Here is a 21051-nt window from a genome sequence, read left to right on the forward strand (position 1 = left end):
TTTTCATTAGACAGGATTTGCTTATTGTTTTAAGCGATGCGCTTTTCGATCCAGGCAATGGCGGCGCGACAATTCCAGAGCCGCTCCTTATCCTGCATCGCGATCTCCGCGGCAGTCATGCTACCCGGCTTATGCTCAAGAAGTGACTCCAAACGTGTTCTCTCAACCGTTAGCGCCGCCAAAACAGGGCCGCTGTCGCAGGTGAGCAGCAGCGCAGTAATCGCCTTGATGGTTTCCTCTTGGGAGGATTCGGCGGACTGGGAGAAAGGGTTGTCGGTGACGGCGAGGCAATTCGCCACCTGGCGCTGAAAGTCCTCGTCATTGTCCTTCGTGTGCATACTTCAATCTCCGCCTTGGCTTTTAAGGAGCCTCTGAGAATGGTCAGTCTCTGAAGAGGGGACGGCAATCTGTTTCGATGCGTTCTGCACCCGCCGACACTACTCTTGCAAAGAGTTCACAGAATGTAAAAAAACATCAACAACGTCCACCTAAGCGACGGCCTGAATGCATCTATAATTGTCTGCATCTGGCGAACGTCCGTCGTTAGACTTCTAATAAAACCAAAAACGAAGCCTGGGGAGCAATTGCCGCTATTACGTTCAGGACACCCACATTTTTCAGGAGGAATAATGCTCATGTCGAATTACTCACGCGTTTTGTTTTCAAACCTTCTATGGCCATTGCTATGGTTACTGGCCAGTATGTCTTTGCAGGCCGCTCCCCAGGCGTCAAACGTCAGCTATGTCACAGCAATCAATACGTCTCTGGACATCAGTCTGGATAGTCTGAGTTCCAGTCAGGAAGGGATTAAGTTTGGCATTGTCGCGCCGCCGTCTCACGGAGAGCTCAGTCCTTTGGGCCCTGTGCCAGGGCAGTCTGCGGACGGCGCCAGATGGCGGTATACGCCGCAGACGGATTTTGTCGGCGTCGATGTGTTTGAGTTCTACATTCAGGACCAACTGGGGGAGAGGGCGCAGGCCCGGGTGGCGGTTTCCACGGAAGATGGAGCGATCAACCGCTATGTTTTTTCTCCCGGCAATGGCTATAACGGCGTCTCGCACATGTACGGCCCTAATGTGGCGGATGCGGTGTATGGCGCTGGCAAGCCGATTAACTTCCCCTATATTCAGCCGGGAGATCGTATCGAAATTGCGCCGGGAACCCGCAGCAAAACACTGCGCATCTGGGGTTTGCAAGGAACCCCTGAGCGCCCCATCGTGATCATTAACCAAGGCGCGGTCGAACTGGGCAAGGGCGGTCACACCATTGAACTGGACGCCTGCAAATATGTGCAGATCATGGGCGTCGGCGATGATGATCTGGATACAGGCATTCATATTCATGGCGGGGCGACCAAAGGCATTCGCATGGGGGAAGCCTATACGCAGCACATTGAGCTGGCCTATCTGGAGATTGATCATACCGTTATGGCGATCAGCTTCGGCAGCAAATATCCTCTGGGCGCTGCGCCGCCCACCGATGGCCTCCACATTCACCACAATGATATTCACGATATCTCAGAAGAGGCCTTCTATCTTGGCAAAGCCGCGGATCAGGGCGGCGGCGCTTACTCCACCACTCATGACCTGACGGTAGCCTATAACCGGCTGCGCGACATTGGCTATGAAGGTATTCAGATTCGTGGCCTGCGCGGCGCCAACAATCACATTCACCATAATGAAGTGATCAATACTGGCTGGTCCCATGACGGCGGACCCAACGACATGCACGGAATCTATGGCTATGACGTGCATCAGGTGAGCATCTACAACAACCTGATAAAAGGATCGGACCGCGCAGGCGTCTATATCAAGGAGTATGAGGATACCAACGACTCTCACTTCGAGGTTTTCAATAACCTGATTATCGACTCCGGTCGCGCGGATAACGGCAAAGGGCAAGGCATATTGATCTCCGCAGGCCACAGCGCCAATCTCTATAACAACACTATCGTAGGTGCGCGCGAATACGGCATTAGTTATTACAGCGACCTGGACAGCGCCCATATCGCCAACAATCTGCTGGTGGATATTCAGGATCTGATCAGCCCCATTCGCGATATAGGCAACGTCAGCATCCTGGTGGAAGGCAATCAGTTCTACGCTGATCCGGCGCAAGCGCAGTTCGTGAATGTCGCCCAGGGCGATTATCGGGTGGCGGCGACTAATGCCGACATCGTGGACAACGCGACGCCGCCTCTGATTGCATCGTCGGATTACGCCGACCATCCGCGTCCAGGCGGTCCCGCGTCAGATATAGGCGCGCACGAAAACCAGCTGCCGGTCTCATGGGATCAGACATTTGTTTATCCATCATCTGGTACGCTCAACGGGACGCTGGCGGGCTATGACCCGGAAACCGACGCAATCGCCTACGCGCTGGCGACGCCGCCACAACATGGGAGTGTGACGCTACAAGGCGCTGATTTTGTTTATGTCGCTGATCCAGGCTTTCCGGGGCAGGATCAGTTTACGGTGGAGCTGAGCGATGGAGTGGGGCGGTCGATTTTGGCGACGGTCAGTATTGCAGGCGAATAGACTGAGTTTGCTGTACGCTGGACCCGATATGACACTTGGCGTTGTATCGGGGCCGCTCTGTATAAAGTTGAGGCCTCGCCAACGTTTTTCAGAGGTTCCCTGGATGACTGACAGTATTGAATATAACGGACGCACAACAGATAGAAAAAGCGCCATCGAGTCCGTTGAACGAGCGCTATTGCGCCATGGCGATTGGGGAAGTTACGGCGACTTCTCCAAACCGCTGAATGAGTTATCGGACGAATATAAAATAACCATTGAAGAACGGCCTGACAGTTTTTCCGTCACATGCATTTCCGTCATTCCCAATAGTGGTTTTGAAGTTGCTTTTTCTGTTTTAAAGAAAGACCTGTCTATCGATTTGCATAGCGTTGTTATTGGCGTCGACTGCCCGCCGCCAGATATAGGCGAATAACTGCTTTAATTCCCTGTCTTACGCTATAAATCGCAGCCCTCAGTGCGCCCATGTTGTGGTACTCTACGCAGCCGTTGATATCCATCGCGTTACAAGTAAACAAGTCAAGGAAATGCGGCTCTGATCTATGTATCGGAGATTGTGGAAACAGGACGTTATTTATGACAATGGCCGTCGTCAAAGCGGAAGTTGAGTACTGCTTTAAAGAACTTATCGCCTCACTCACCATCGCCTACCCAATATTGATTTCTCTCAGTCTCAGCATGATAGCGGGGCTGACGGATATAATCGTTTTAGGGCGATTTTCAACGGTTTCACTTTCCGCCGCTGTGGTCGGCAACAGCGTCTTTATTATTTTTGCGACGGCGATAAACGGTTTAATCAGGGGAATGGTCCCGCTGTATTTTCAATCTGAAGATGCTGCGGGTAAGCATCGGGTGATACGCAGTGGCGCGCAACTGGCGTTGTTTTCCGGAGTAGTGGGATGTCTGCTGCTGCAGTTGCACGGGGTGGCGTTGACGTTTTTAAATCTGCCCGCGGACATTGCCCTCGCCGCCAGTCGCTATCTGGATGTACTGGCTTTGGGTCTGATTCCCCTTTCACTCAGCATGCTGGTGACCAATTTGTTTGTGGTGACCAAGAACACCAAGCCTCTGTTAAAAATAAGCGCTTTATCTTTTGCGGTGAACGCCCTGAGCACGGTGGTGTTGGTCTATGGCTGGCTGGGATTGACCCCGATGGGAGAGCAGGGAGCGGCGATAGGAACGGTTATCGGGTATGTCTTTGCACTGGCGTTTGGCTATCGCTTGTGCGGCGCTGGATTGTTTAACTTTCAGGCGGGAAAAGACGCGTTGCGGGTGGAGAGGAAAATGCTGAGGCGCATCATCCGAATCGGCGCGCCGATTTCCGCCTCGGTGATAGCCAAGTTTGCAGCCATGTCGGTTCTCGCGATGATCGCGGCCTATTCTGGAGCAGATTCCGCCGCGGCCTTCGGCATTCTCAACAGTATCGCTTCTATAGCGTTCATTTTCGCCATCGCCTACGGGCAAGCGCAAATGTCCCGCGTAGGGGCCATCAAAGAAGTGCAAGCGGAACCGCTGCGCTGGTTTATCGCTTTTCTGTTTAATGGCGTCGTTGTGATGTCGTCTTTAATCGCCGTTGTTTATTTAATTAGCGATAAATTGGTCTATTTTTATACACCTGATAGGCGTGTCGCAGAACTGGCGCTTGAGATCGTTCCTCTTATGCTGCTGGCCTGTTTGTTCGACGGGGTGCAAGCATCCGCCGGGATTGTTCTGACGGCATTCAAAGACACATTTTTCTCATTCGTATCACTACTTATATCTTATTTCGTGTTTTGTATTCCCATGGTATTAGTATGGGGTAACGTTCAGGGTGAGGGGATCGTTTACGATCTGTTTTTCTCCATGACGATAGGCTTGTTTGTTTTATGCATTTTGCAGGTTGCGCGTTTACATTACGTCTCAACCTATGGGCGGAATACTCTTATAGCTAACCGGCCTAAACAGAGTCGCGCCGCATAGCCTACTCTTATCGATCAAACCCTCCCTGTAAAAGAAGAGTTTTTTGACAATTGGCGGCGTTGTGAACAGCGGTAAGTTGTTCTTGCCTTTAATAGAACTTATATAAAATAAGTGCGGTTTTCAGGTATAATGCGGCGCCAAAAATTTACACTGCCTTTTGTGTATAAAAAAGCGACGGTCAAAAGCTGTTCGTTTTGCCACACTGGGTGACCTTGCCACAAACCTAGGGGGACTTAATGCCTAGTAATTCCAAAATCGTCTATACACTTACTGACGAAGCGCCTCTACTAGCAACCTATTCTTTTTTGCCGATCATCAAGAAATTCGCCGCAGCTGCGGGCGTAGACGTAGAAACCAGCGATATTTCCCTGGCGGCGCGAGTTCTCGCTAATTTCCCTGAATGTCTCTCTGAAGATCAGAAAGTGCCTGACGCATTGGCGGAACTGGGCGAGTTGGTCAAACAAGCCGACGCCAACGTCATCAAACTGCCTAACATCAGCGCCTCTATCCCACAGTTGAAAGCGACCATCAAAGAGCTTCAGGAGCAGGGCTTCAACATACCCAACTATCCAGAAGAAGCGACAACTGAAGAAGAGAAGAAAATCGAGCAAACCTACGCTAAAGTGCTGGGCAGCGCAGTAAACCCGGTTCTGCGTGAAGGCAACTCCGATCGTCGCGCGCCTGCGGCGGTTAAGCAATACGCCCGTAAGTACCCCCACAAAATGGGCAAATGGAGCCAGGCTTCCCGTACTCACGTTGCGCACATGCGTGAAGGCGATTTCCACGCGACAGAAAAGTCTGTGATCATCGATCGTCCCATGGTCGCCAGAATCGAGTTCGTCGGCAAAGACGGCGCGGTGCAATTGAAGCGTGAGCTGAAGCTGCAGAAAGACGAAGTGCTGGACAGCATGCGTCTGAGCGTCAGAGAACTGTGTCAGTTCCTGGAGCAGGAAATCGAAGGCGCGCGTCGCGTCGGCATCCTGCTGTCTCTGCACGTTAAAGCGACCATGATGAAGGTGTCTCACCCCATCGTATTCGGTCACGCGGTGAAGGTGTTCTTCAAGGACGTGTTCAAGAAGCACGCGGAAACCTTCAAAGAGCTTGGCGTTGAACCCAACAACGGTATGGGCAACGTGTACGAGAAAATTCAACAGTTGCCGATGTCCAGACGCGAAGAAATTGAGAAGGATATCCTCAACTGCTTCGAGCACCGTCCAGAACTGGCGATGGTGAACTCCGACAAGGGCATCTCCAACCTGCACGTGCCTTCTGACGTTATCGTTGACGCTTCCATGCCTGCGATGATTCGTGAAGGCGGCAAAATGTGGGGCGCGGACGGCAAACTGAAAGACACCAAAGCAGTTATCCCGGACTCCAACTACGCCACCATCTACCAGGAAGTCATCAACTTCTGTAAGCACCACGATGCGTTCGATCCTACCACCATGGGCACCGTGCCTAACGTGGGTCTGATGGCGCAGAAGGCGGAAGAATACGGCTCCCACGACAAGACCTACGAACTGGACGCAGACGGCGTGATGCGCATCGTCGACGACCAGGGCAATGTGTTGATGGAGCACGAAGTAGAGAAAGGCGACATCTGGCGCGCATGTCAAACCAAAGACCTGCCTATCCGCGACTGGGTGAAACTGGCGGTTACCCGCGCTCGTCTGTCTGGCATGCCGGCTATTTTCTGGCTGGACGAAGACCGTCCTCACGATATGAACCTGAAAAACAAAGTTGTCGAGTATCTGAAAGAGCACGACACTGAAGGTCTGGACATCCATATCATGGGTTACGACGTCGCTATGCGCACCACGCTTGAGCGTCTGCGTCGCGGCAAAGACACCATCTCCGTAACCGGTAACGTTCTGCGCGACTACCTGACTGACTTGTTCCCCATTCTGGAACTGGGCACCAGCGCGAAAATGCTGTCTGTCGTTCCATTGATGGCGGGCGGCGGCCTGTTCGAGACCGGCGCTGGCGGTTCTGCGCCGAAGCACGTACAGCAGTTCGCGGAAGAGAACCACCTGCGTTGGGACTCTCTGGGTGAATTCCTGGCGTTGGCGGTTTCTTTCGAAGACATCGCCGTCAAGACTGGCAACAAGAAAGCCGAGATCCTGGCCAAGACGCTGGACAAGGCGACAGAGAAACTGCTGATGAACGGCAAGTCGCCTTCCCGTAAGGTGGGTGAGCTGGACAACCGCGGCAGCCACTACTATCTCGCGATGTACTGGGCCGAAGCTGTTGCTGCGCAGACTGACGACGCTGAACTGGCGGCGCAATTCGCTCCTCTGGCCAAAGAGCTGGCGGCGAGTGAAGAGAAAATAGTCAGCGAACTGCTGGCCAACGAAGGCACAGCAGTGGAAATGGGTGGCTACTACCACGCAGATCCAAAACTGGTCAGCAGAGCCATGCGTCCAAGCGACACACTGAACGCGCTGATCGACGGCTAAGCGACTTTCGGCGCTACGTTGCTTATGTAAGTCGTAAGTGACGTCCGCCGAACAGGCTTAAGAAAAAGGGAGCATTCGTTGCTCCCTTTTTTCGTTATGGCTATTTGCTTGTAGAAACTTTATGGATTGTCTCTCATGCAAAGGCGAGAAACATAAATCGCATGATCGATTATGCAGAAGAGGCCGAGAGGTTTTACAAAAATGGAAAATGAAATGGTTTGGCGTAGTGGAAAGCCGGAAAAAAACGGCGCTTATGTTGTCGCAATATTGTATGAAGATGGTCTGGGTGTAATTTCTGTTGATAGATATAGTCTGAACAGAGGTTGGTCTTCGGACGATAATGTCATTGCTTATATACCTTTCCGCGAAGTTATCACTGCTGCGAAAGTGGAATGGCCAGAACACTTGACGCCTCAATGACTAAACCGCGTCGCCGCAAACTGGTTCAATATGCGATGCACCAGGTAAGTAGCGAGTAGCGTCACTACGATGGCGAAGAAAATACTGCTGATTCGGTAGAGCCCGCTGAAAACCAGGTCGTTGGTGGGGGAGAGATACTGGCCGAACAGGATGCCCAGTGTGGTCAGCCCGCCGAATCCCGCCCCAGAGCCGCTGGATTCTTTGACATGCAGATAGCTGAAGAACAACGCGCCGATCCACAGTAGCGGGATCACCAGCAGCAATACGCCAGTCCAATCATACAAAATCACCTGACACAGCAAGCCAAAGGCGACGCCCAGCAGTGTTCCCATGGCGCGTTTGCGGGCGTAGCCCAGCGCGCCGTTCCAGTGCATGGGAAACAGCAGCAGCAACGTGGTGGCTTGGGCGGACATGGAGTCATTCAGATCGAATATCTGAAACACCAGAAACGACAGGGTCGCCAGCGTCGCGCCCATCAGCGCTTCATGGCGCATGCGATGAGATCCTTTTGGCTCAGCCGGTTGTGGAGGAGGCAGGCGAGGGGAGGCGTCCGGTATTAAAAAGGTGGCAAGGTAGGCGATCAATACGGACAGCAGTCCCGCCAGAATGTTGCTGACCACCAGATCATTCAGGTCCACCCCAGGATAGCTGGCGAAGTGCAGCATGATGCTTAAACTGAGCACGCTGTTGGCGCCGAACAGAAACAATGGGCCTTTGGACATGCAGGCGAATTTATACAGAAACAGCCCAAACGCGATCAGGGTCATGATTCCAGGATGCGCGCCGAACAGGCCTCCCAGCAGCGCGACTTCCAGGCCGCAGATTGCCGATGACGCCACCAGTTGGCGCGCCAAGTGCGCGTTCATCACCGGCGCCAGACCAAGCAGCAATACCGGCGTGACGGTGAAGAAGACGCCATAGTTCCAGCCAAACAACTTACTGATAGTGAACCCCAACACCGTGCCAGTGGCGATGCGCAGGCTTTGGCGCAAGTCATTCTCGGAGAGTGGATGATCCCATAATCGCATAACAGCGCCTGCTTAGTAGATGTAGTGCAACAAACTGAGGAAACGAATCTGCGCTTTGGCGAAGGTGGAGAAAATCGCCCCATCCGGCAGCAGTTGAACCGTAGCGCGTGCGCCAGATGGCAGTTGTTGCGCATCCGCGGCGTCCAGTTGCAGATGCAGGCGCATACGCTGCGCATCGCGCACCCAGCGGTTGGATTGCGTGGGCGTCGCCAGACGACCGTCTGCATCGAACTGGCCAGCGCTGACGCCGGCGTCGAGACTGCTGACGCGGGCCTGGAATACCTGTCCGGGTTTGCCGTCGAAAGCGACCAGCGCTTCATTGTTCAAGTCAAAGTTGCGCAGACTTTTTTCGCGAAAGTCAGCGATGACGTCCAGGTTGTCGGATACCAGGGCTACCAACGGCGCTCCAGCGACGGCGTAAGCGCCCGCCTCAAGTTGCAGGTTGGTGATAACGCCGTCTTCCTCCGCCTTTATCCGGGTGTAGGAGAGATTCAGTTGCGCTTGTTTCAATTGGGTTTCTGCGGTGCGAATGGTCAGGTTGGCGTCGCTCAGCTCGCCCCGGCTGACTTCCAGCTCTTTCAAGTGCGCTTTCACCGACGTCAACTTCGCCTGGGCGGTGGTTGCGTCGCTTTCCGCTTTGTCTAGCTGCTGCTGAGATACGACATTGCGTTGGAACAAGGTTTTCAAGCGCAGGGCTTCGCGGTTTTTCTGACTCAACGTCGCCGATGCGGCTTCCACATCCGCTTTGGCGGCGGCGATGGAGGCATCCAGTTGCGCGTTGTTTTGTTTAACCCGCTCCAGATTCAGCTGCGCCTGCTCGACGGCGATCTTGAAAGGCTCTGGGTCTATGTCGAAGAGAATATCGCCTTTGCGCACTGGCTGATTATTCTCTACATAAACTGCTGTGATGGGACCGCTGATGCGCGGCGCCACCTTGGTGACGATACGTGTCGCCATGGCCTGCGGCGTCAGCGGCATGGCGATGTCGGCGATAAGAAAGTAGGCGAAAACAAGAACGAAAGCGATGCAGGAATACTTTATCCACTGCGCGAATTTTTGATCGGGGGTCATACACTCTTACTTCTTTCAAAAGGGACTACGGGTTCTGAAACTCAAGGGCATTCAAGGCGATTTGCTCCAACATGACGCCGAGCTTTTTCTGATCGTCTTCACTGATTTGATTCAGCAGGCGCCGGCGCACTTTGAGTATGTGGGCTTCCATTTGCGCGATCAGTGACTTGCCTGCATCCGTCAGGCTTACGATGCGCGCCCGTTTGTCGTGAGTACAACAATGTCGCTGGATAAGAGATTGATCCTCCAGCTGCTTTAACGTGCGCATCAGCGACGCCAACTCAATTTCCAGCGCTTCCGCCAACTGCTTCTGGCTGATGTTGTCGCCCAGACGCTGCAGCTTTAATAACGCGGTCCAGCGCGGGTAGGTCAGACCCAGCGGGGCGAGCTCCCGGTCGGCAGTCATCTTCCAAAGGCGCGAAACGCGGCCAAGCTGCTCCGCTAGGGAAAGGTCTTTGAAGGTATTGGTGGGAGGGTTCATGGCGTGGCGCTCAAATTAGTTAGCATGCTAAACAATATAATATGCTTAGCAAGCTAAGTAAATGTGAGAGACGGAGAAATCTGGTAAGGAGAAGTACGCAGACAGCGGATTTAGGTAAAAGTTACCGTTTTCGTATAGTCAGTCTCGGTCTAACGTACTGATTTCATTTCCTCAAAATCGCTAATCCTTGCGGGGGCGTCATGGCTGCAGACTTATTTCCGTTTTCTATTCAGGTGAAGCTTGATCAGACCGAGACCTATAGCATTCCACAGAAACTGGACATCGTCGTTCGGGTAAATAGCGATACTCAGGAAAGAGACAACCTGGGTCAGTCAACCACGGAGGAATATCATCCCTTTGGCGTCACGACGGTATATAGTCTCGGGGGTGGTTTGGAGGAAAGCTATCGTCCGGTCCGTTATAGCGGCAGGGGAGGCGATGACATAGGGTTGAGTCACTATGGATATCGGTACTACCAACCCTGGGCTGGAAAGTGGCTTATTTCTGACTATCAAGAGTCTACTGATCAAATGAACCTGTTCCAGGCCGTTAACAATTCGGCCAATAAATAGGTCAGCCAAAAAATAGACCCACCCTGATTCTTTTTACTTTTCGATAAACGACAGGGCCAGTTCCTATCTGGCCCTGCTCGCCGCTGCCGGGAGATTAAATTTACTCCCAACTAAAACGTAACGATTTGTAATGTTGGTGACGGGGAGCGCTTTAGAAAGCTCGCTACCTGTATTGATAATTCTTATCAACACATCAACAGCAAGAAAAAGGAAAACAATATGGAAGTCTATTTGATTGGACATGGCGGCTGGCTGGAAGAAGATGGTTATTTCGACATGCCGAGAAATGTGGTGCTCCATTTTTACTGTCCTCACACCAAAAAGTTCGACAGCAGTTGGGAGAATGCGGTCAGAGCCGGGCAGGCTGTCGCCCATCAGGACTTCAGTCATGAAAGAGGTCCCCAGCGTTGTCGCAACTATCGTTTGGCGCACCCTGGCGGCATTAAATCCAAAGTTGGCTACGACTCTCTGCATCCCCTGATTCCCCCTCATTATATCGGCGCTAACTTGCGTGATCAGTTGAACTGCGCCGTTAAAGATCGCGTTACCCACTGGTACGTACACCTTAAAGATATCCTGAATTCCATCAGGCCCAACGGCGCTGTCTGTCATGTGCATTGGCTCGCCTGCCGCGACGACCTGAAAGGCATCGCATCGGACTTTGAAAGAGAGGCCAAAGGCAGGTATGGCGGCATATACGGCGGTGAGCCGAAAAAAGCCGTCGGCAAGCTGGACATGAGTAAATTCCAGCTGAAATTCGGATAAGAAATCGACCGCCGGCCAGACCGCTTTCCGGGGAGCACTCTTCGCTCCCTGGTTGTGAGTGGTTAGCCGGCGTTTTTCAATTTGATACGCCTTGGTTCGCCTTCCTCTGCAGTCCGTCACCTCCTCTCAACCGCTTTTAGTTTCTTGCATAACCAACTGATAAATTTAAAGTTGTCGCGAATTTAACGCATCCGTTACACTGGTTTGAATTTATCTCCCCCTATCCCGGCACTGAACGTGACGCCTAATGGCTTGGGCTGCTTGGGATATCAGACAAGGACTTATGAGATGCTGTCAGAACAACAAAAAGCCCAGTATGCAAAGGATGGTTATCTACTGTTGCCGGATATGGTGACGCAGCCGGAGCGCGAGGCGTTAATCACACGCGCCTACGAGATCATCGAAAAAGATAATCTGGAGCAAGCCGCCCGTTTCTCCACCATTGATCGCGCCCAGATCAATAACGCATATTTTCTCGGTTCCGCGGAAACGATTCGCTGCTTTTTCGAAGAAGAAGCCTTCAGTCCTGAAGGTGAGTTGCTGCAGCCGCGGGCGCAGTCCATTAACAAAATCGGCCATGCGCTACATGACCAGGACCCGGTCTTCAGACGCTTCGCACAACGCCCCGAGTTCGGCGATCTGGCCCGTGATCTGGGGCTGTCACAACCTGCGCTATATCAGACTATGGTGATCTTCAAGCAGCCGCGAATTGGCGGTGAAGTCACCTGGCATCAGGACGCCACGTTCTTCTATACCGAACCCAGCAGCGTCATCACCTACTGGTTCGCCCTGGAAGACGCCACCTTGCAAAACGGCTGCCTTTGGCTGGAGCCCGGCGGCCATCAAGGCCCCTTGCGCGAACGCTATTTGTGCGAACAGGACGATCTGCGCATGCAACCATTGAGCGACCAGCCCTGGCCAACTGACAGCGGAACCCCCATGCCCGTCAAAGCCGGCAGTCTGTTGGTCTTCCATGGCCATCTACCGCACTACAGCGCCTCCAACCGTTCCGACAAATCCCGCATCGCCCTGACATTTCATGTAGTCGACGGGGCTTGTCAGTATGCGCCGGAGAATTGGCTGCAGCGGGGGAGGTTGGGGAGTTTTTCAATATGAGGATGTGAGCGTTCGCCTGATTAATAATCATAAGAGGTTGCTCTCGAGCCCTGCTTACGCCGCGGCCATGACACAGGACAGGCAAGCCGGTAATAAAGTTCTGCGTGAACAACTCAAATCCCTATACTGTATTCAACAATCCCTGGCCTGGGAAAAATGTTACTCATTTATACCGCCGCCAGGGGCTGATCGCCGCCGTTTTATAGATGTATTGTCGATATGAGGGACAAACCCATGTCTGGTCAGGACGCGTCACCGCTCAAGATCCACGCAACCTTAGTCGAAAAGATCAATTTTGCTTGCCATCAGAGCGCTTACGCCATGTTGCGCGAGTTGAAAATTGAGAATTCGGGCGCGGATGATCTCCACCATCTGGTGGTCACACTGGACGCTGCGCCGGCGTTTCTTAAAAAGAAAACATGGACGATAGACAGTCTTGCGGCGGACGGACAAGTTGTGATCAAGGATCGTGACCTGGAGCTGGACGGCGGTTTCCTGTTTGGTTTGACCGAATCCATGCGCGGAAGAGTGACGATTCGTGTCAACTGCGGAGATGAGCTGCTTGCCGAGCAGGCGGTTGACGTTGAGTTGCTGGCCTGCAATGAATGGGGCGGCGCAGGCTTTATGCCGGAGCTTTTAGCCGCTTTTTGTACGCCTAATGACCCCGCTGTAGATCGTTTGTTGGGACAGGCCGGCAAAGTGCTGAGGGAGGCGGGCAAACCGGACGCCATTGACGGCTATCACGCTAAAAGCCGCGAGCGGGTATGGCTGATCGCCTCCGCGATATACTCCGCCATTGTTAAACTACAAATAGGGTATGCGCTGCCTCCCGCCAGCTTTGAGCGCAACGGCCAAAAAATTCGGCTGCCGAATCAGATAGAAGCCAACAAGGTGGCTACCTGTCTGGACACAACGATGCTGTTCGCTGCGGCGTTGGAGCAGGCTGGGCTTAATCCCATCGTGGTGTTAACAAAAGGGCATGCGTTGGTGGGGCTGTGGCTGCAGCCTGAAGATCTCTCAAGCGTCCTGGTGTATGAAGCAGAGGTTTTTCGCCAGCGCATCCCTTTGAAAGAGCTTATTTTAATCGAAACCACGCTGGTGACGTCGCATCCCGCCGCGCCATTCTCCAAAGCGGTGCAGGCCGGGAGTCAGGCGGTGTCGTTGGAAAAAGACAGCGAGTTCGTCGCGGCCATTGATATCCGCCGGGCGCGGGCGCATCACATAAATCCAGTCAGTCTGCAGACGCCGCGATCCCAGTTCGATGAATCCGTCAGTGAGGACGAGAGCATAGAGCCGGGGTTGGAAGAGGCGCCGTCGTTGCCCTCCTATTCCGTTCCCGACGAGGAAGATCTTTCCGATAGCAGCCCAAGCGGTCGTCTAGAACGCTGGCAGCGCAAGTTACTGGATTTATCCGCGCGTAACCCGCTGCTTAATCACAGGCCCGGCAAAACCAGTCTGGCTTTTGTCTGCAGCGATCCCGGCGCATTGGAAGATGTTTTGGCGACAGGGGCGCGAATTTCTATCGCGCCGTTCCCCAAGTTTCATGTTCAGGAACAAGATCAGGATATCTATCGGCAACGCACCGGGGACGATTTGAAGGAAGAATATGCCCGGGACGCGTTGTCGAAAAAACAGCTGCTGGTTGAAATTCCACAAGAGGAACTGGATAAACGCGCGGTTGAAATATATCGCAAAGCGCAGACCTCTCTAAAAGAAGGCGGTTCTAACACCCTGTTTCTGGCGGTTGGTTTTCTACTCTGGAAACAGAAGGACAAAGACGACCGTCGCTACCGCGCGCCGTTGATCTTGTTGCCCGTTTCTCTGGAGCGAAAATCCGTTCGCAGTGGCGTCAAGATGACCGCCAGCGAAGACGATCCCAGATTTAATACGACCTTGCTGGAAATGCTGAAGAAAGACTTCGGTATTGAAATTAGCGGCCTGCATGGGCCGTTGCCGCAGGATCATAGCGGCATTGACGTGGAAGGCGTCTGGAACAAAATCAGGCAGGCGATCAAGGACGTGCCGGGATTCGAAGTAGTGGAGGAGGTCGTCCTTGGCCATTTTTCTTTCGCCAAGTACTTGATGTGGAAAGATCTGGTGGATCGCTCCGAGTCCCTGAAACAAAGCGCGGTGGTGAAGCATCTTCTGGAAACGCCAAGAGAGCCTTACGAGAGCGATATCCGCTTCGTTGACCCTGGGGATATTGATAAAGAGTACACGCCGGCGGATTTGCTGACGCCTTTGCCGGCGGACTCGTCTCAGATGTCCGCTATCGCCACGGCGGATAGGGGAAAAAATTTTGTCATCATCGGGCCGCCGGGAACAGGGAAAAGTCAGACCATCGGCAACCTTATCGCCCACATGATGGGCAAAGGCAAGAAAGTGCTGTTTGTGTCAGAAAAAACCGCGGCGCTGGAAGTGGTTCACCGGCGACTGAAAGACATCGGCCTGGGCCATTTCTGCCTGGAGCTGCATTCCAACAAGGCGAAAAAAGCCGACGTCCTGAATCAGCTGCGCACTTCCTGGGAGAGTTTTTCACAATCGAAGGTCAACGAGTGGCAAGCGGAGGCGGAGCGACTAAAGGCGCTGCGTGATCGACTAAACCAAGTCGTCAACGCCCTCCACAAACGTCGCCGAAATGGCTTAACGGCTCATTACGCCATCGGCGTTAAAGTCCGTGATAGCGAGCTTGCAGCGAAGGCGAAGCTAAACTGGCCTAATGCGGACTATCATGATGACTCGCAGTTGCAAAAGCTGCGGGAAGCCGCGGAGTTGCTGGGCATTCAGGCAAAAGCCGTGGGCGAAATGGTTGATCACCCATTGCAAGTTATCGCTCATTTCGATTGGCGTCCCCAATGGCAGGAAGAGGTGGTCAACGCCGCCAGACAATTACAGGCCGGCGCCAGACAAGCGGCGAAAGATCTGACTGTATTTGAGGGCGCCCTGGGAGTTAGCTTTGGCGGCGCCGACTTGTCTAAGCTCGATGCGGTGGCTGAACTGGGGCAAGTATTGCTGGACTCCTACAGGACACAGGCGTCGTTCGCCCTGGAGCCGGACGGCCCTGACCGTCTGGAGGCGCTGGAAGAAGCGGTTGGACAGCTAAAAATCTATATCGACGCGCAATCCAGGTTGAGTTGTAAGTATGAGGCTCTGGCGTGGAAGAAGCTTGATGCTGACAGTCTCGACGTCCAGTGGCGGGACGCTAATCAGACATGGTGGCCCAAAAGCTTTTTCGCCAAACGAAAAGTACTCAAACAGATGCGTCAGCACGGCGCGCTGGGTGATCCGGACCCCAACAACGATATCCCGGTTCTGAAGCAGTTGCGAACCACAGGCGATCACATTGACCGTCTGGACGCAATGCTGAAAGGGTTGCGCGACTGGAACGTATACGACTCAGATCCCGATGTGATCGCGTCTCTCAAACTGTTGGGGGCTCGCGCTCGCATCGCGGTGAGCAAGCTCGCCGACGACGCGGATGGGTTGATCTTCCTGCGATCAAAAATCAGAGGCCTGCTATACGACGCTAACGACCTCTTGGCCCCAGAGGCGACCGTTGGAAGAGGCATTGCGGATTTGCTGTCGTCACTGGAGCGACTCAAGGCGATCAGCCAGCCATTTGAGGGCTTGATTGGCAATACGCTGAATGGGTATCTACCGAGCAATACGCCGGCGTTAGAGGCGATGGACGCGCTTTGTCAGGGAATAATTGAACATCATCACTCCATGAAAGACTGGTGCGGCTGGGTGCGCAGACGCTCCGATGCCCTGGATCATCAGATGGGGCCGTTGGTGGAAGCGGTTGAAAAAGGCGATGTAAACCCTGAGGACGTCATGGATATTTTCGAGGCCGCCTATTGCGCCTGGTGGTCTTCAGCGGTGATTGGCGAGGATGAAATCCTCAGAACGTTCTCGTCGCCGGAACATGAGTCGGCCATTCTCCACTTCAGAGATCTGGACACCCAATTCAGTGAACTCACGGCGCAGTATATTGCGGCGAAACTGGCGGGGGATATTCCAGACCCGGACGACATCAAACGCAGTTCATCCTGGGGCGTATTACGTCACGAGCTGCAGAAGAAAACACGACATAAGCCGGTTCGGGAGATGATGGAGGAAATTCCCGATGTGGTGACCTCACTGGCGCCTTGTCTGATGATGTCGCCGCTATCCATCGCTCAGTTTCTGTCGGCGGAGCAAGCGCTGTTTGATGTAGTGATTTTTGACGAGGCCTCGCAGATTACGGTTTGGGACGCGGTAGGCTCTCTGGCGCGGGGCAAGCAAGTCATTGTCGCGGGCGACCCGAAACAGATGCCGCCCACTAACTTTTTCGCTCGCTCCGACGATGATCCTGATGGAGATATCGACGCTGAAGGCGATCTTGAAAGTATCCTTGATGAGCTGATCGGCGCCAGTATCCCTCAACGGGTGCTGAACCTGCATTATCGCTCGCGTCGGGAGAGCTTGATCGCCTTCTCCAACAGTCGCTACTACGACAGCTCCTTGATCACCTTCCCAGCGCCGGTGCATCCAGACAAAGGCGTTTCATTGGTTCGCCCGGAAGGCTTCTACGCCCGAGGCAAAGCCCGCCACAATCAAGGCGAAGCGAAGGCGATCGTGGCGGAGATTGTACGCAGAGTCACCTCTTCCGATGCGAAAGTGCGCGCTCAATCCATTGGCGTGGTCACATTCAACACGGAACAGCAGACACTGATTGAGGACCTGCTGGATAAGGCCCGTTCCGATGATCCGTCTATTGAATGGGCGTTTTCTGAAGAGTCGACCCTGGAGCCCGTATTCGTGAAGAACCTGGAGACGGTTCAGGGAGATGAGAGGGACGTCATACTGTTCAGCATTACTTATGGCCCGGATGAAAGCGATCATGTGACGATGAACTTCGGGCCGCTGAACCGCAATGGCGGAGAGCGCCGTTTGAACGTAGCCATGACCCGGGCGCGCTCTGAAATGATCGTCTTTTCGACAATGACGCCGGAGCGTATCGATCTTTCCCGAACGCAGGCCAGGGCGGTGGCCGATCTCAAGCATTTTCTCGAGTACGCAGAGCGGGGCGCCTCCGCCTTGGGCGCTGCGGTTCACGGTTCAATCGGCGATTTCGAATCGCCCTTTGAAATTGCGGTAGCAAGAGCCTTGCAGGAAAAAGGCTGGATCATTCATCCCCAGATTGGCGTCTCCGCCTACCGCATCGATTTGGGGATCGTGCACCCTGATGCGCCAGGCCTGTATCTGGCGGGCGTCGAATGCGACGGAGCGATGTACCATAGCTCCGCCTACGCCCGTGAGAGAGACAAAATCCGCCAAGCGGTGCTTGAAGGCCTGGGGTGGACACTGTTCAGAGTCTGGTCCACCGACTGGTGGACGAACAAGGCCAAGGCGCTAGAAGACCTTCACGCCATGCTACAGCGCCATCTAGAAAAAGTGCGTGAAGAAGAGGCACTGAAGGAAGCTGGCGAAGAGGTGGTCAGCTAGCGGGTGGTTGATGCATTGCGGAAGAAAGTCCCCGCAGTGATCTTCCAATGGAATCATGGGGCTGGAGGAAGTATCTTCTGGGATCTGAATTGGGAAAAACGCGGATGTGCGTTATACAAATGTTATTTTTCACGAGGATACCACGCATGGCCATAAATCAATCAGAGCGGGCATTTCGGGCATGGCCAGTGTTAGTGCAAATAGCGCAAAGACGAGAAACCATTACCTACGGTGAGCTTGGCGACAAACTAGGCATTCATCACCGCGCAGTGCGCTATGTTTTAGGTGTGATTCAGGATTACTGCTTGGAAGAAAAACTTCCTCCTTTAACAATTCTTATCGTCAACGGTGCAGGAAGGCCTGGTTCCGGTTTTATTGCATACGATCTCTGCCACTTCGAAAAAGGGCTTTCGGTTGTATGGGACTTTAATTGGCAATCTCAAAAAAATCCCTTTGAGTTCTCAACATCCGGGGATTCTTTTGATTCACTAGTTATTGTGCTAGCTAAGGAGCCGGAGTCATCTGAGGAAATTTACCGTCGAGTTCCATCGCGTGGAATAAAACAATTGTTGTTTCGATCAGCATTGTTAAAAGCATACAAGCATAAATGTGCTTTCACAGAGTTGTCATTTACTGAAGCCCTGGAGGCCTGCCACATTGTTCCTTGGTCGCTAGCGTCCAATGCTGAGAGGTTGGATGTCAGGAATGGGATGCTCCTAAATAGTCTGCATCACCGGCTATTTCATCGAGGGATGATAACCATATCAACACAGCACAGAATCATCTTTTTCGATCCTAAGCAAGAAGAGGGCACATATTCAAAATTCGATAGTATGCTTACATCGAAACTTCATGGCCAAAAAATGCACTTGCCCTTTAAGCGTAACCAGCGACCCCTCGAAGAGTACATTTTGCGCCACCATCAGATTGCCGGTTGGGAGTTATAAGCAGGTGAGCGTTATGTATTTTATGCATTAGTAGGAGGAGAGTTCATGGAAAAGATTAAATTTAAATGTGGTACTGAAGTTTTTTTTACTGATAGCATTCTTGTTAGAAGAACGTATTCAGGGCTAATGGTTGGGAGGCCAGACGAGGAAGATAATAAGCGTTTTTTAAAAATGTTCATGGATATGAGCGAAGAATTAATGGCGTGTGTTAAGCCATTCGTGGTTCCAGTTGAGCTTAGTTATGATGAAGGTTATCCAAAGCTACCGGAATATACATGCTCTGTTAATTTAACCCATATAATGCCAGCTAAAGATCCAAATGAAGATATGTCATTAGCAGTTATCATATGGTATCAGGATGAAAATCCAGTTTTGCACGGGTTGAAAATAAAAGATCTAGTTCTGAACTATACATGGTCTGAGGTTTCGCACGATGGTGGCTGGTAGTGCTTAACAAAAAGCTGCAGGAGGATGTTTTACTTTATGGCTTGTTTGCGCTGCGTTACGCTATAGCATAAATGCTCTCCACTCCACAAAATACCTCTGAGCTTGGTGTTTTGTGATATAAATACATGGAAAAGTAAAAAAATATGACAATTAATCTTGATTTGGTTATAGAGGCGGAAGACTCAGTTGATATGAAGGCTGGTCTTGATTCAATGCAGGGCGTGTCAGATGCTGTAAGATGTACAGCAGAAACAATTCTTACGGAAAAAATACCAGAAAGGCAAACACATAAGAGCAAAGTGAGAACGTCACTTAAAAAGAGCTTTAAAGGATCTTATGGGCACATTTTTAGTATCGATATATATGATGACGACCTCCTTAAAAAATTAAGAAAGATGGGGCACACTGCTTTTATCGAGTTAATTGGCTACTTTATTAGTGAGTCCCTCTATAAAGAGTCGAATCCATTGTCGCCTAAAGCGCAAAAGGTCGTTGATGACTTGGGAGAAAAGGCTGAAAAATTGGTGAAGCAGCTCAGGGTGTCTGCATTGAAAAATATTCATGAAGTATCTACTAAGTTTGATCACGATATAAAGGTTAGATATAGAAAGAGTAGAGACTCGCAAACAGTTATAGCGAAGTTTGATCGCAATACTGCAAGAGTTCTTCAAGCTAAACAAAGCCATGAAAAATACGACCTAAAAATTATCGTTACGCGATTGAATATCCACACCGGAAATGGAAGGTTGCAAATCGAGGGTGCGGACGAGACAGTAGCGTTTGGATTTGGAAAGGAGTACAAAGATGTAAATATTGGTCCAAAGAAATTATTTTCTGAAAATCTTGATTACAACAATGGGATCTCAAGAGATAAATGGAAATATCTAAAAATATCAGCTTCCCCTATAAAGCTACGTGATGAAAAAGTGGTAAAATATATAATAAAAGATATTTATGAAGATTAATGGGTATATACTGGCTGCTGCAATTCTTATAATTGCAGTGTTTTTATCTTATTTCCTACATTTCTATGTGTCATTGGGTTATGAGGTTTCAAATGACTCAGCCATATGGGGGCAGCTTGGAGATTATTCTGGGGGGATTCTTAATCCTCTGCTAAGTTTTGTTTCCATCGTTCTTTTGATTAGATCATTAAACCTTCAGAATGAGGCTAACCTTAGCTTAAGGACAGAGATTGAAAACTCTGAGAAAACTGAGAGGCTTAGGTCTTTTGAGTCGCTTTTCTTTAATTTAATAAACTCACAAAAAAACCTTTTCGACACTTTTTCTATAACGACATTATCTGGAGAAGCGAAAACACAAATTGATGGTGTTAAAGCAGTAATGAAAATAGAAGATGAAATTGAAAAAATAAGAGAAAATGATGGAAAGGATGAGGAGGTAAAAAAATATATCGAAGCCCTAGATGAAAATGATCAAATATTTGGGCTGGCTAGAGCGTTTTATGTAACGGTCCTAATGGTTTCAGAAAAGCTTAGTGAGAGTGAGGGTTTTTCCCTAGGTGATAGGCGAGATCACTTCATGACTTTAATAAATTTTACGGATTTCGCTCAGCTTAGATTGGTTATGATTTGTGTTCAATTTTTAGACTATGAATCATGTAAGTATATTCGGTTATCATCAGAGTTTGAAAAAGTAATCGAGGATGTTGGCCTGAGCTATGAGTTGTATTGAGGAGCGGCGCATAACAAGTCAAAGCACGCAGACGTAGAAATCTGCGCCGGTGTTTGATGCATTGGAAACC

Annotated in this window: 17 protein-coding genes; 13 read left to right on the forward strand and 4 right to left on the reverse strand. The window is 51.5% G+C overall.

The genetic code is table 11. The features are described 5' to 3' along the window. Positions 1-29: 29 nt before the first annotated feature. Positions 30-338 (reverse strand): hypothetical protein, encoded by a 309-nt coding sequence (locus ONV78_RS16270; protein WP_279504633.1) that lies wholly within the window; start codon positions 336-338, stop codon positions 30-32. A gap of 297 nt (positions 339-635) precedes the next feature. Between ONV78_RS16270 and ONV78_RS16275 the strand changes: the two genes are divergently transcribed. From ONV78_RS16275 to ONV78_RS16295, 5 genes are all read left to right on the forward strand, one after another. Beyond that, a complete protein-coding gene (locus tag ONV78_RS16275) occupies positions 636-2537 on the forward strand; it encodes an Ig-like domain-containing protein (protein ID WP_279504635.1) in 1902 nt (633 codons plus the stop codon). Positions 2538-2640: 103 nt separating this feature from the next. Continuing rightward, the gene (locus ONV78_RS16280; RefSeq protein WP_279504637.1) at positions 2641-2952 is read left to right on the forward strand and encodes a hypothetical protein; all 312 of its coding nucleotides are present in this window, start codon (positions 2641-2643) and stop codon (positions 2950-2952) included. A 161-nt stretch (positions 2953-3113) separates the two neighbouring features. Next, complete coding sequence (locus tag ONV78_RS16285) at positions 3114-4496, forward strand: MATE family efflux transporter (RefSeq protein WP_279504639.1); 1383 nt, start codon at positions 3114-3116, stop codon at positions 4494-4496. 236 nt (positions 4497-4732) lie between these two features. Further along, complete coding sequence (locus tag ONV78_RS16290; RefSeq protein WP_279504641.1) at positions 4733-6952, forward strand: NADP-dependent isocitrate dehydrogenase; 2220 nt, start codon at positions 4733-4735, stop codon at positions 6950-6952. A gap of 201 nt (positions 6953-7153) precedes the next feature. Then, a complete protein-coding gene (locus ONV78_RS16295; protein WP_279504643.1) occupies positions 7154-7372 on the forward strand; it encodes a hypothetical protein in 219 nt (72 codons plus the stop codon). On the opposite strand, the gene ONV78_RS16300 is transcribed toward ONV78_RS16295, so the two are convergent. From ONV78_RS16300 to slyA, 3 genes are read right to left on the reverse strand one after another with little or no spacing between them, the layout of a single operon-like run. Next, positions 7366-8400, reverse strand: coding sequence for a DUF2955 domain-containing protein (locus tag ONV78_RS16300; protein WP_279504645.1), 1035 nt, complete (start codon positions 8398-8400; stop codon positions 7366-7368). The two genes, ONV78_RS16295 and ONV78_RS16300, sit on opposite strands and share 7 nt — an antisense overlap. Before the next feature lie 12 nt (positions 8401-8412). Continuing rightward, positions 8413-9471, reverse strand: coding sequence for an HlyD family secretion protein (locus tag ONV78_RS16305; RefSeq protein WP_216738179.1), 1059 nt, complete (start codon positions 9469-9471; stop codon positions 8413-8415). Positions 9472-9496: 25 nt separating this feature from the next. Then, positions 9497-9952: a transcriptional regulator SlyA gene (gene slyA / locus ONV78_RS16310; protein ID WP_279504650.1), complete on the reverse strand. Its 456-nt coding sequence runs from the start codon at positions 9950-9952 to the stop codon at positions 9497-9499. Between the two features lie 200 nt (positions 9953-10152). On the opposite strand from slyA, the gene ONV78_RS16315 reads away from it, so the two are divergent. The 8 genes from ONV78_RS16315 to ONV78_RS16350 all read left to right on the forward strand — a co-directional run bounded on the left by ONV78_RS16315 (position 10153) and on the right by ONV78_RS16350 (position 20981). Next, positions 10153-10524, forward strand: a complete 372-nt coding sequence (locus ONV78_RS16315) for an RHS repeat-associated core domain-containing protein (protein ID WP_279504655.1) — start codon at positions 10153-10155, stop codon at positions 10522-10524. A gap of 219 nt (positions 10525-10743) precedes the next feature. Further along, positions 10744-11289: a putative adhesin gene (locus ONV78_RS16320; RefSeq protein ID WP_216738176.1), complete on the forward strand. Its 546-nt coding sequence runs from the start codon at positions 10744-10746 to the stop codon at positions 11287-11289. 288 nt (positions 11290-11577) lie between these two features. Then, a complete protein-coding gene (locus ONV78_RS16325) occupies positions 11578-12405 on the forward strand; it encodes a phytanoyl-CoA dioxygenase family protein (protein ID WP_279504659.1) in 828 nt (275 codons plus the stop codon). Between the two features lie 234 nt (positions 12406-12639). After that, positions 12640-17892, forward strand: coding sequence for a DUF4011 domain-containing protein (locus ONV78_RS16330; protein ID WP_279504661.1), 5253 nt, complete (start codon positions 12640-12642; stop codon positions 17890-17892). A 146-nt stretch (positions 17893-18038) separates the two neighbouring features. Beyond that, complete coding sequence (locus tag ONV78_RS16335) at positions 18039-18839, forward strand: HNH endonuclease (RefSeq protein WP_279504664.1); 801 nt, start codon at positions 18039-18041, stop codon at positions 18837-18839. Between the two features lie 45 nt (positions 18840-18884). Beyond that, a complete protein-coding gene (locus ONV78_RS16340) occupies positions 18885-19286 on the forward strand; it encodes a hypothetical protein (RefSeq protein ID WP_279504667.1) in 402 nt (133 codons plus the stop codon). Positions 19287-19429: 143 nt separating this feature from the next. Continuing rightward, positions 19430-20251, forward strand: a complete 822-nt coding sequence (locus ONV78_RS16345; protein WP_279504669.1) for a hypothetical protein — start codon at positions 19430-19432, stop codon at positions 20249-20251. Then, a complete protein-coding gene (locus ONV78_RS16350; protein WP_279504670.1) occupies positions 20241-20981 on the forward strand; it encodes a hypothetical protein in 741 nt (246 codons plus the stop codon). The genes ONV78_RS16345 and ONV78_RS16350 overlap by 11 nt, the downstream gene beginning before the upstream one ends. The last annotated feature ends 70 nt before the right edge of the window (positions 20982-21051 follow it).

The organism is Hahella sp. CR1 (genome assembly GCF_029813005.1).
GTDB lineage: Bacteria > Pseudomonadota > Gammaproteobacteria > Pseudomonadales > Oleiphilaceae > Hahella.

Excerpts from the sequence above, each read along its gene's own strand:
- slyA (WP_279504650.1), bottom strand. The coding sequence starts at position 9,952 with ATGAACCCTCCCACCAATACCTTCAAAGACCTTTCCCTAGCGGAGCAG.
- ONV78_RS16350 (WP_279504670.1), top strand. The coding sequence starts at position 20,241 with ATGAAGATTAATGGGTATATACTGGCTGCTGCAATTCTTATAATTGCA.
- ONV78_RS16275 (WP_279504635.1), top strand. The coding sequence starts at position 636 with ATGTCGAATTACTCACGCGTTTTGTTTTCAAACCTTCTATGGCCATTG.
- ONV78_RS16305 (WP_216738179.1), bottom strand. The coding sequence starts at position 9,471 with ATGACCCCCGATCAAAAATTCGCGCAGTGGATAAAGTATTCCTGCATC.
- ONV78_RS16280 (WP_279504637.1), top strand. The coding sequence starts at position 2,641 with ATGACTGACAGTATTGAATATAACGGACGCACAACAGATAGAAAAAGC.
- ONV78_RS16340 (WP_279504667.1), top strand. The coding sequence starts at position 18,885 with ATGGAAAAGATTAAATTTAAATGTGGTACTGAAGTTTTTTTTACTGAT.
- ONV78_RS16320 (WP_216738176.1), top strand. The coding sequence starts at position 10,744 with ATGGAAGTCTATTTGATTGGACATGGCGGCTGGCTGGAAGAAGATGGT.
- ONV78_RS16315 (WP_279504655.1), top strand. The coding sequence starts at position 10,153 with ATGGCTGCAGACTTATTTCCGTTTTCTATTCAGGTGAAGCTTGATCAG.
- ONV78_RS16345 (WP_279504669.1), top strand. The coding sequence starts at position 19,430 with ATGACAATTAATCTTGATTTGGTTATAGAGGCGGAAGACTCAGTTGAT.
- ONV78_RS16325 (WP_279504659.1), top strand. The coding sequence starts at position 11,578 with ATGCTGTCAGAACAACAAAAAGCCCAGTATGCAAAGGATGGTTATCTA.
- ONV78_RS16295 (WP_279504643.1), top strand. The coding sequence starts at position 7,154 with ATGGAAAATGAAATGGTTTGGCGTAGTGGAAAGCCGGAAAAAAACGGC.
- ONV78_RS16335 (WP_279504664.1), top strand. The coding sequence starts at position 18,039 with ATGGCCATAAATCAATCAGAGCGGGCATTTCGGGCATGGCCAGTGTTA.
- ONV78_RS16285 (WP_279504639.1), top strand. The coding sequence starts at position 3,114 with ATGACAATGGCCGTCGTCAAAGCGGAAGTTGAGTACTGCTTTAAAGAA.
- ONV78_RS16300 (WP_279504645.1), bottom strand. The coding sequence starts at position 8,400 with ATGCGATTATGGGATCATCCACTCTCCGAGAATGACTTGCGCCAAAGC.
- ONV78_RS16290 (WP_279504641.1), top strand. The coding sequence starts at position 4,733 with ATGCCTAGTAATTCCAAAATCGTCTATACACTTACTGACGAAGCGCCT.
- ONV78_RS16270 (WP_279504633.1), bottom strand. The coding sequence starts at position 338 with ATGCACACGAAGGACAATGACGAGGACTTTCAGCGCCAGGTGGCGAAT.
- ONV78_RS16330 (WP_279504661.1), top strand. The coding sequence starts at position 12,640 with ATGTCTGGTCAGGACGCGTCACCGCTCAAGATCCACGCAACCTTAGTC.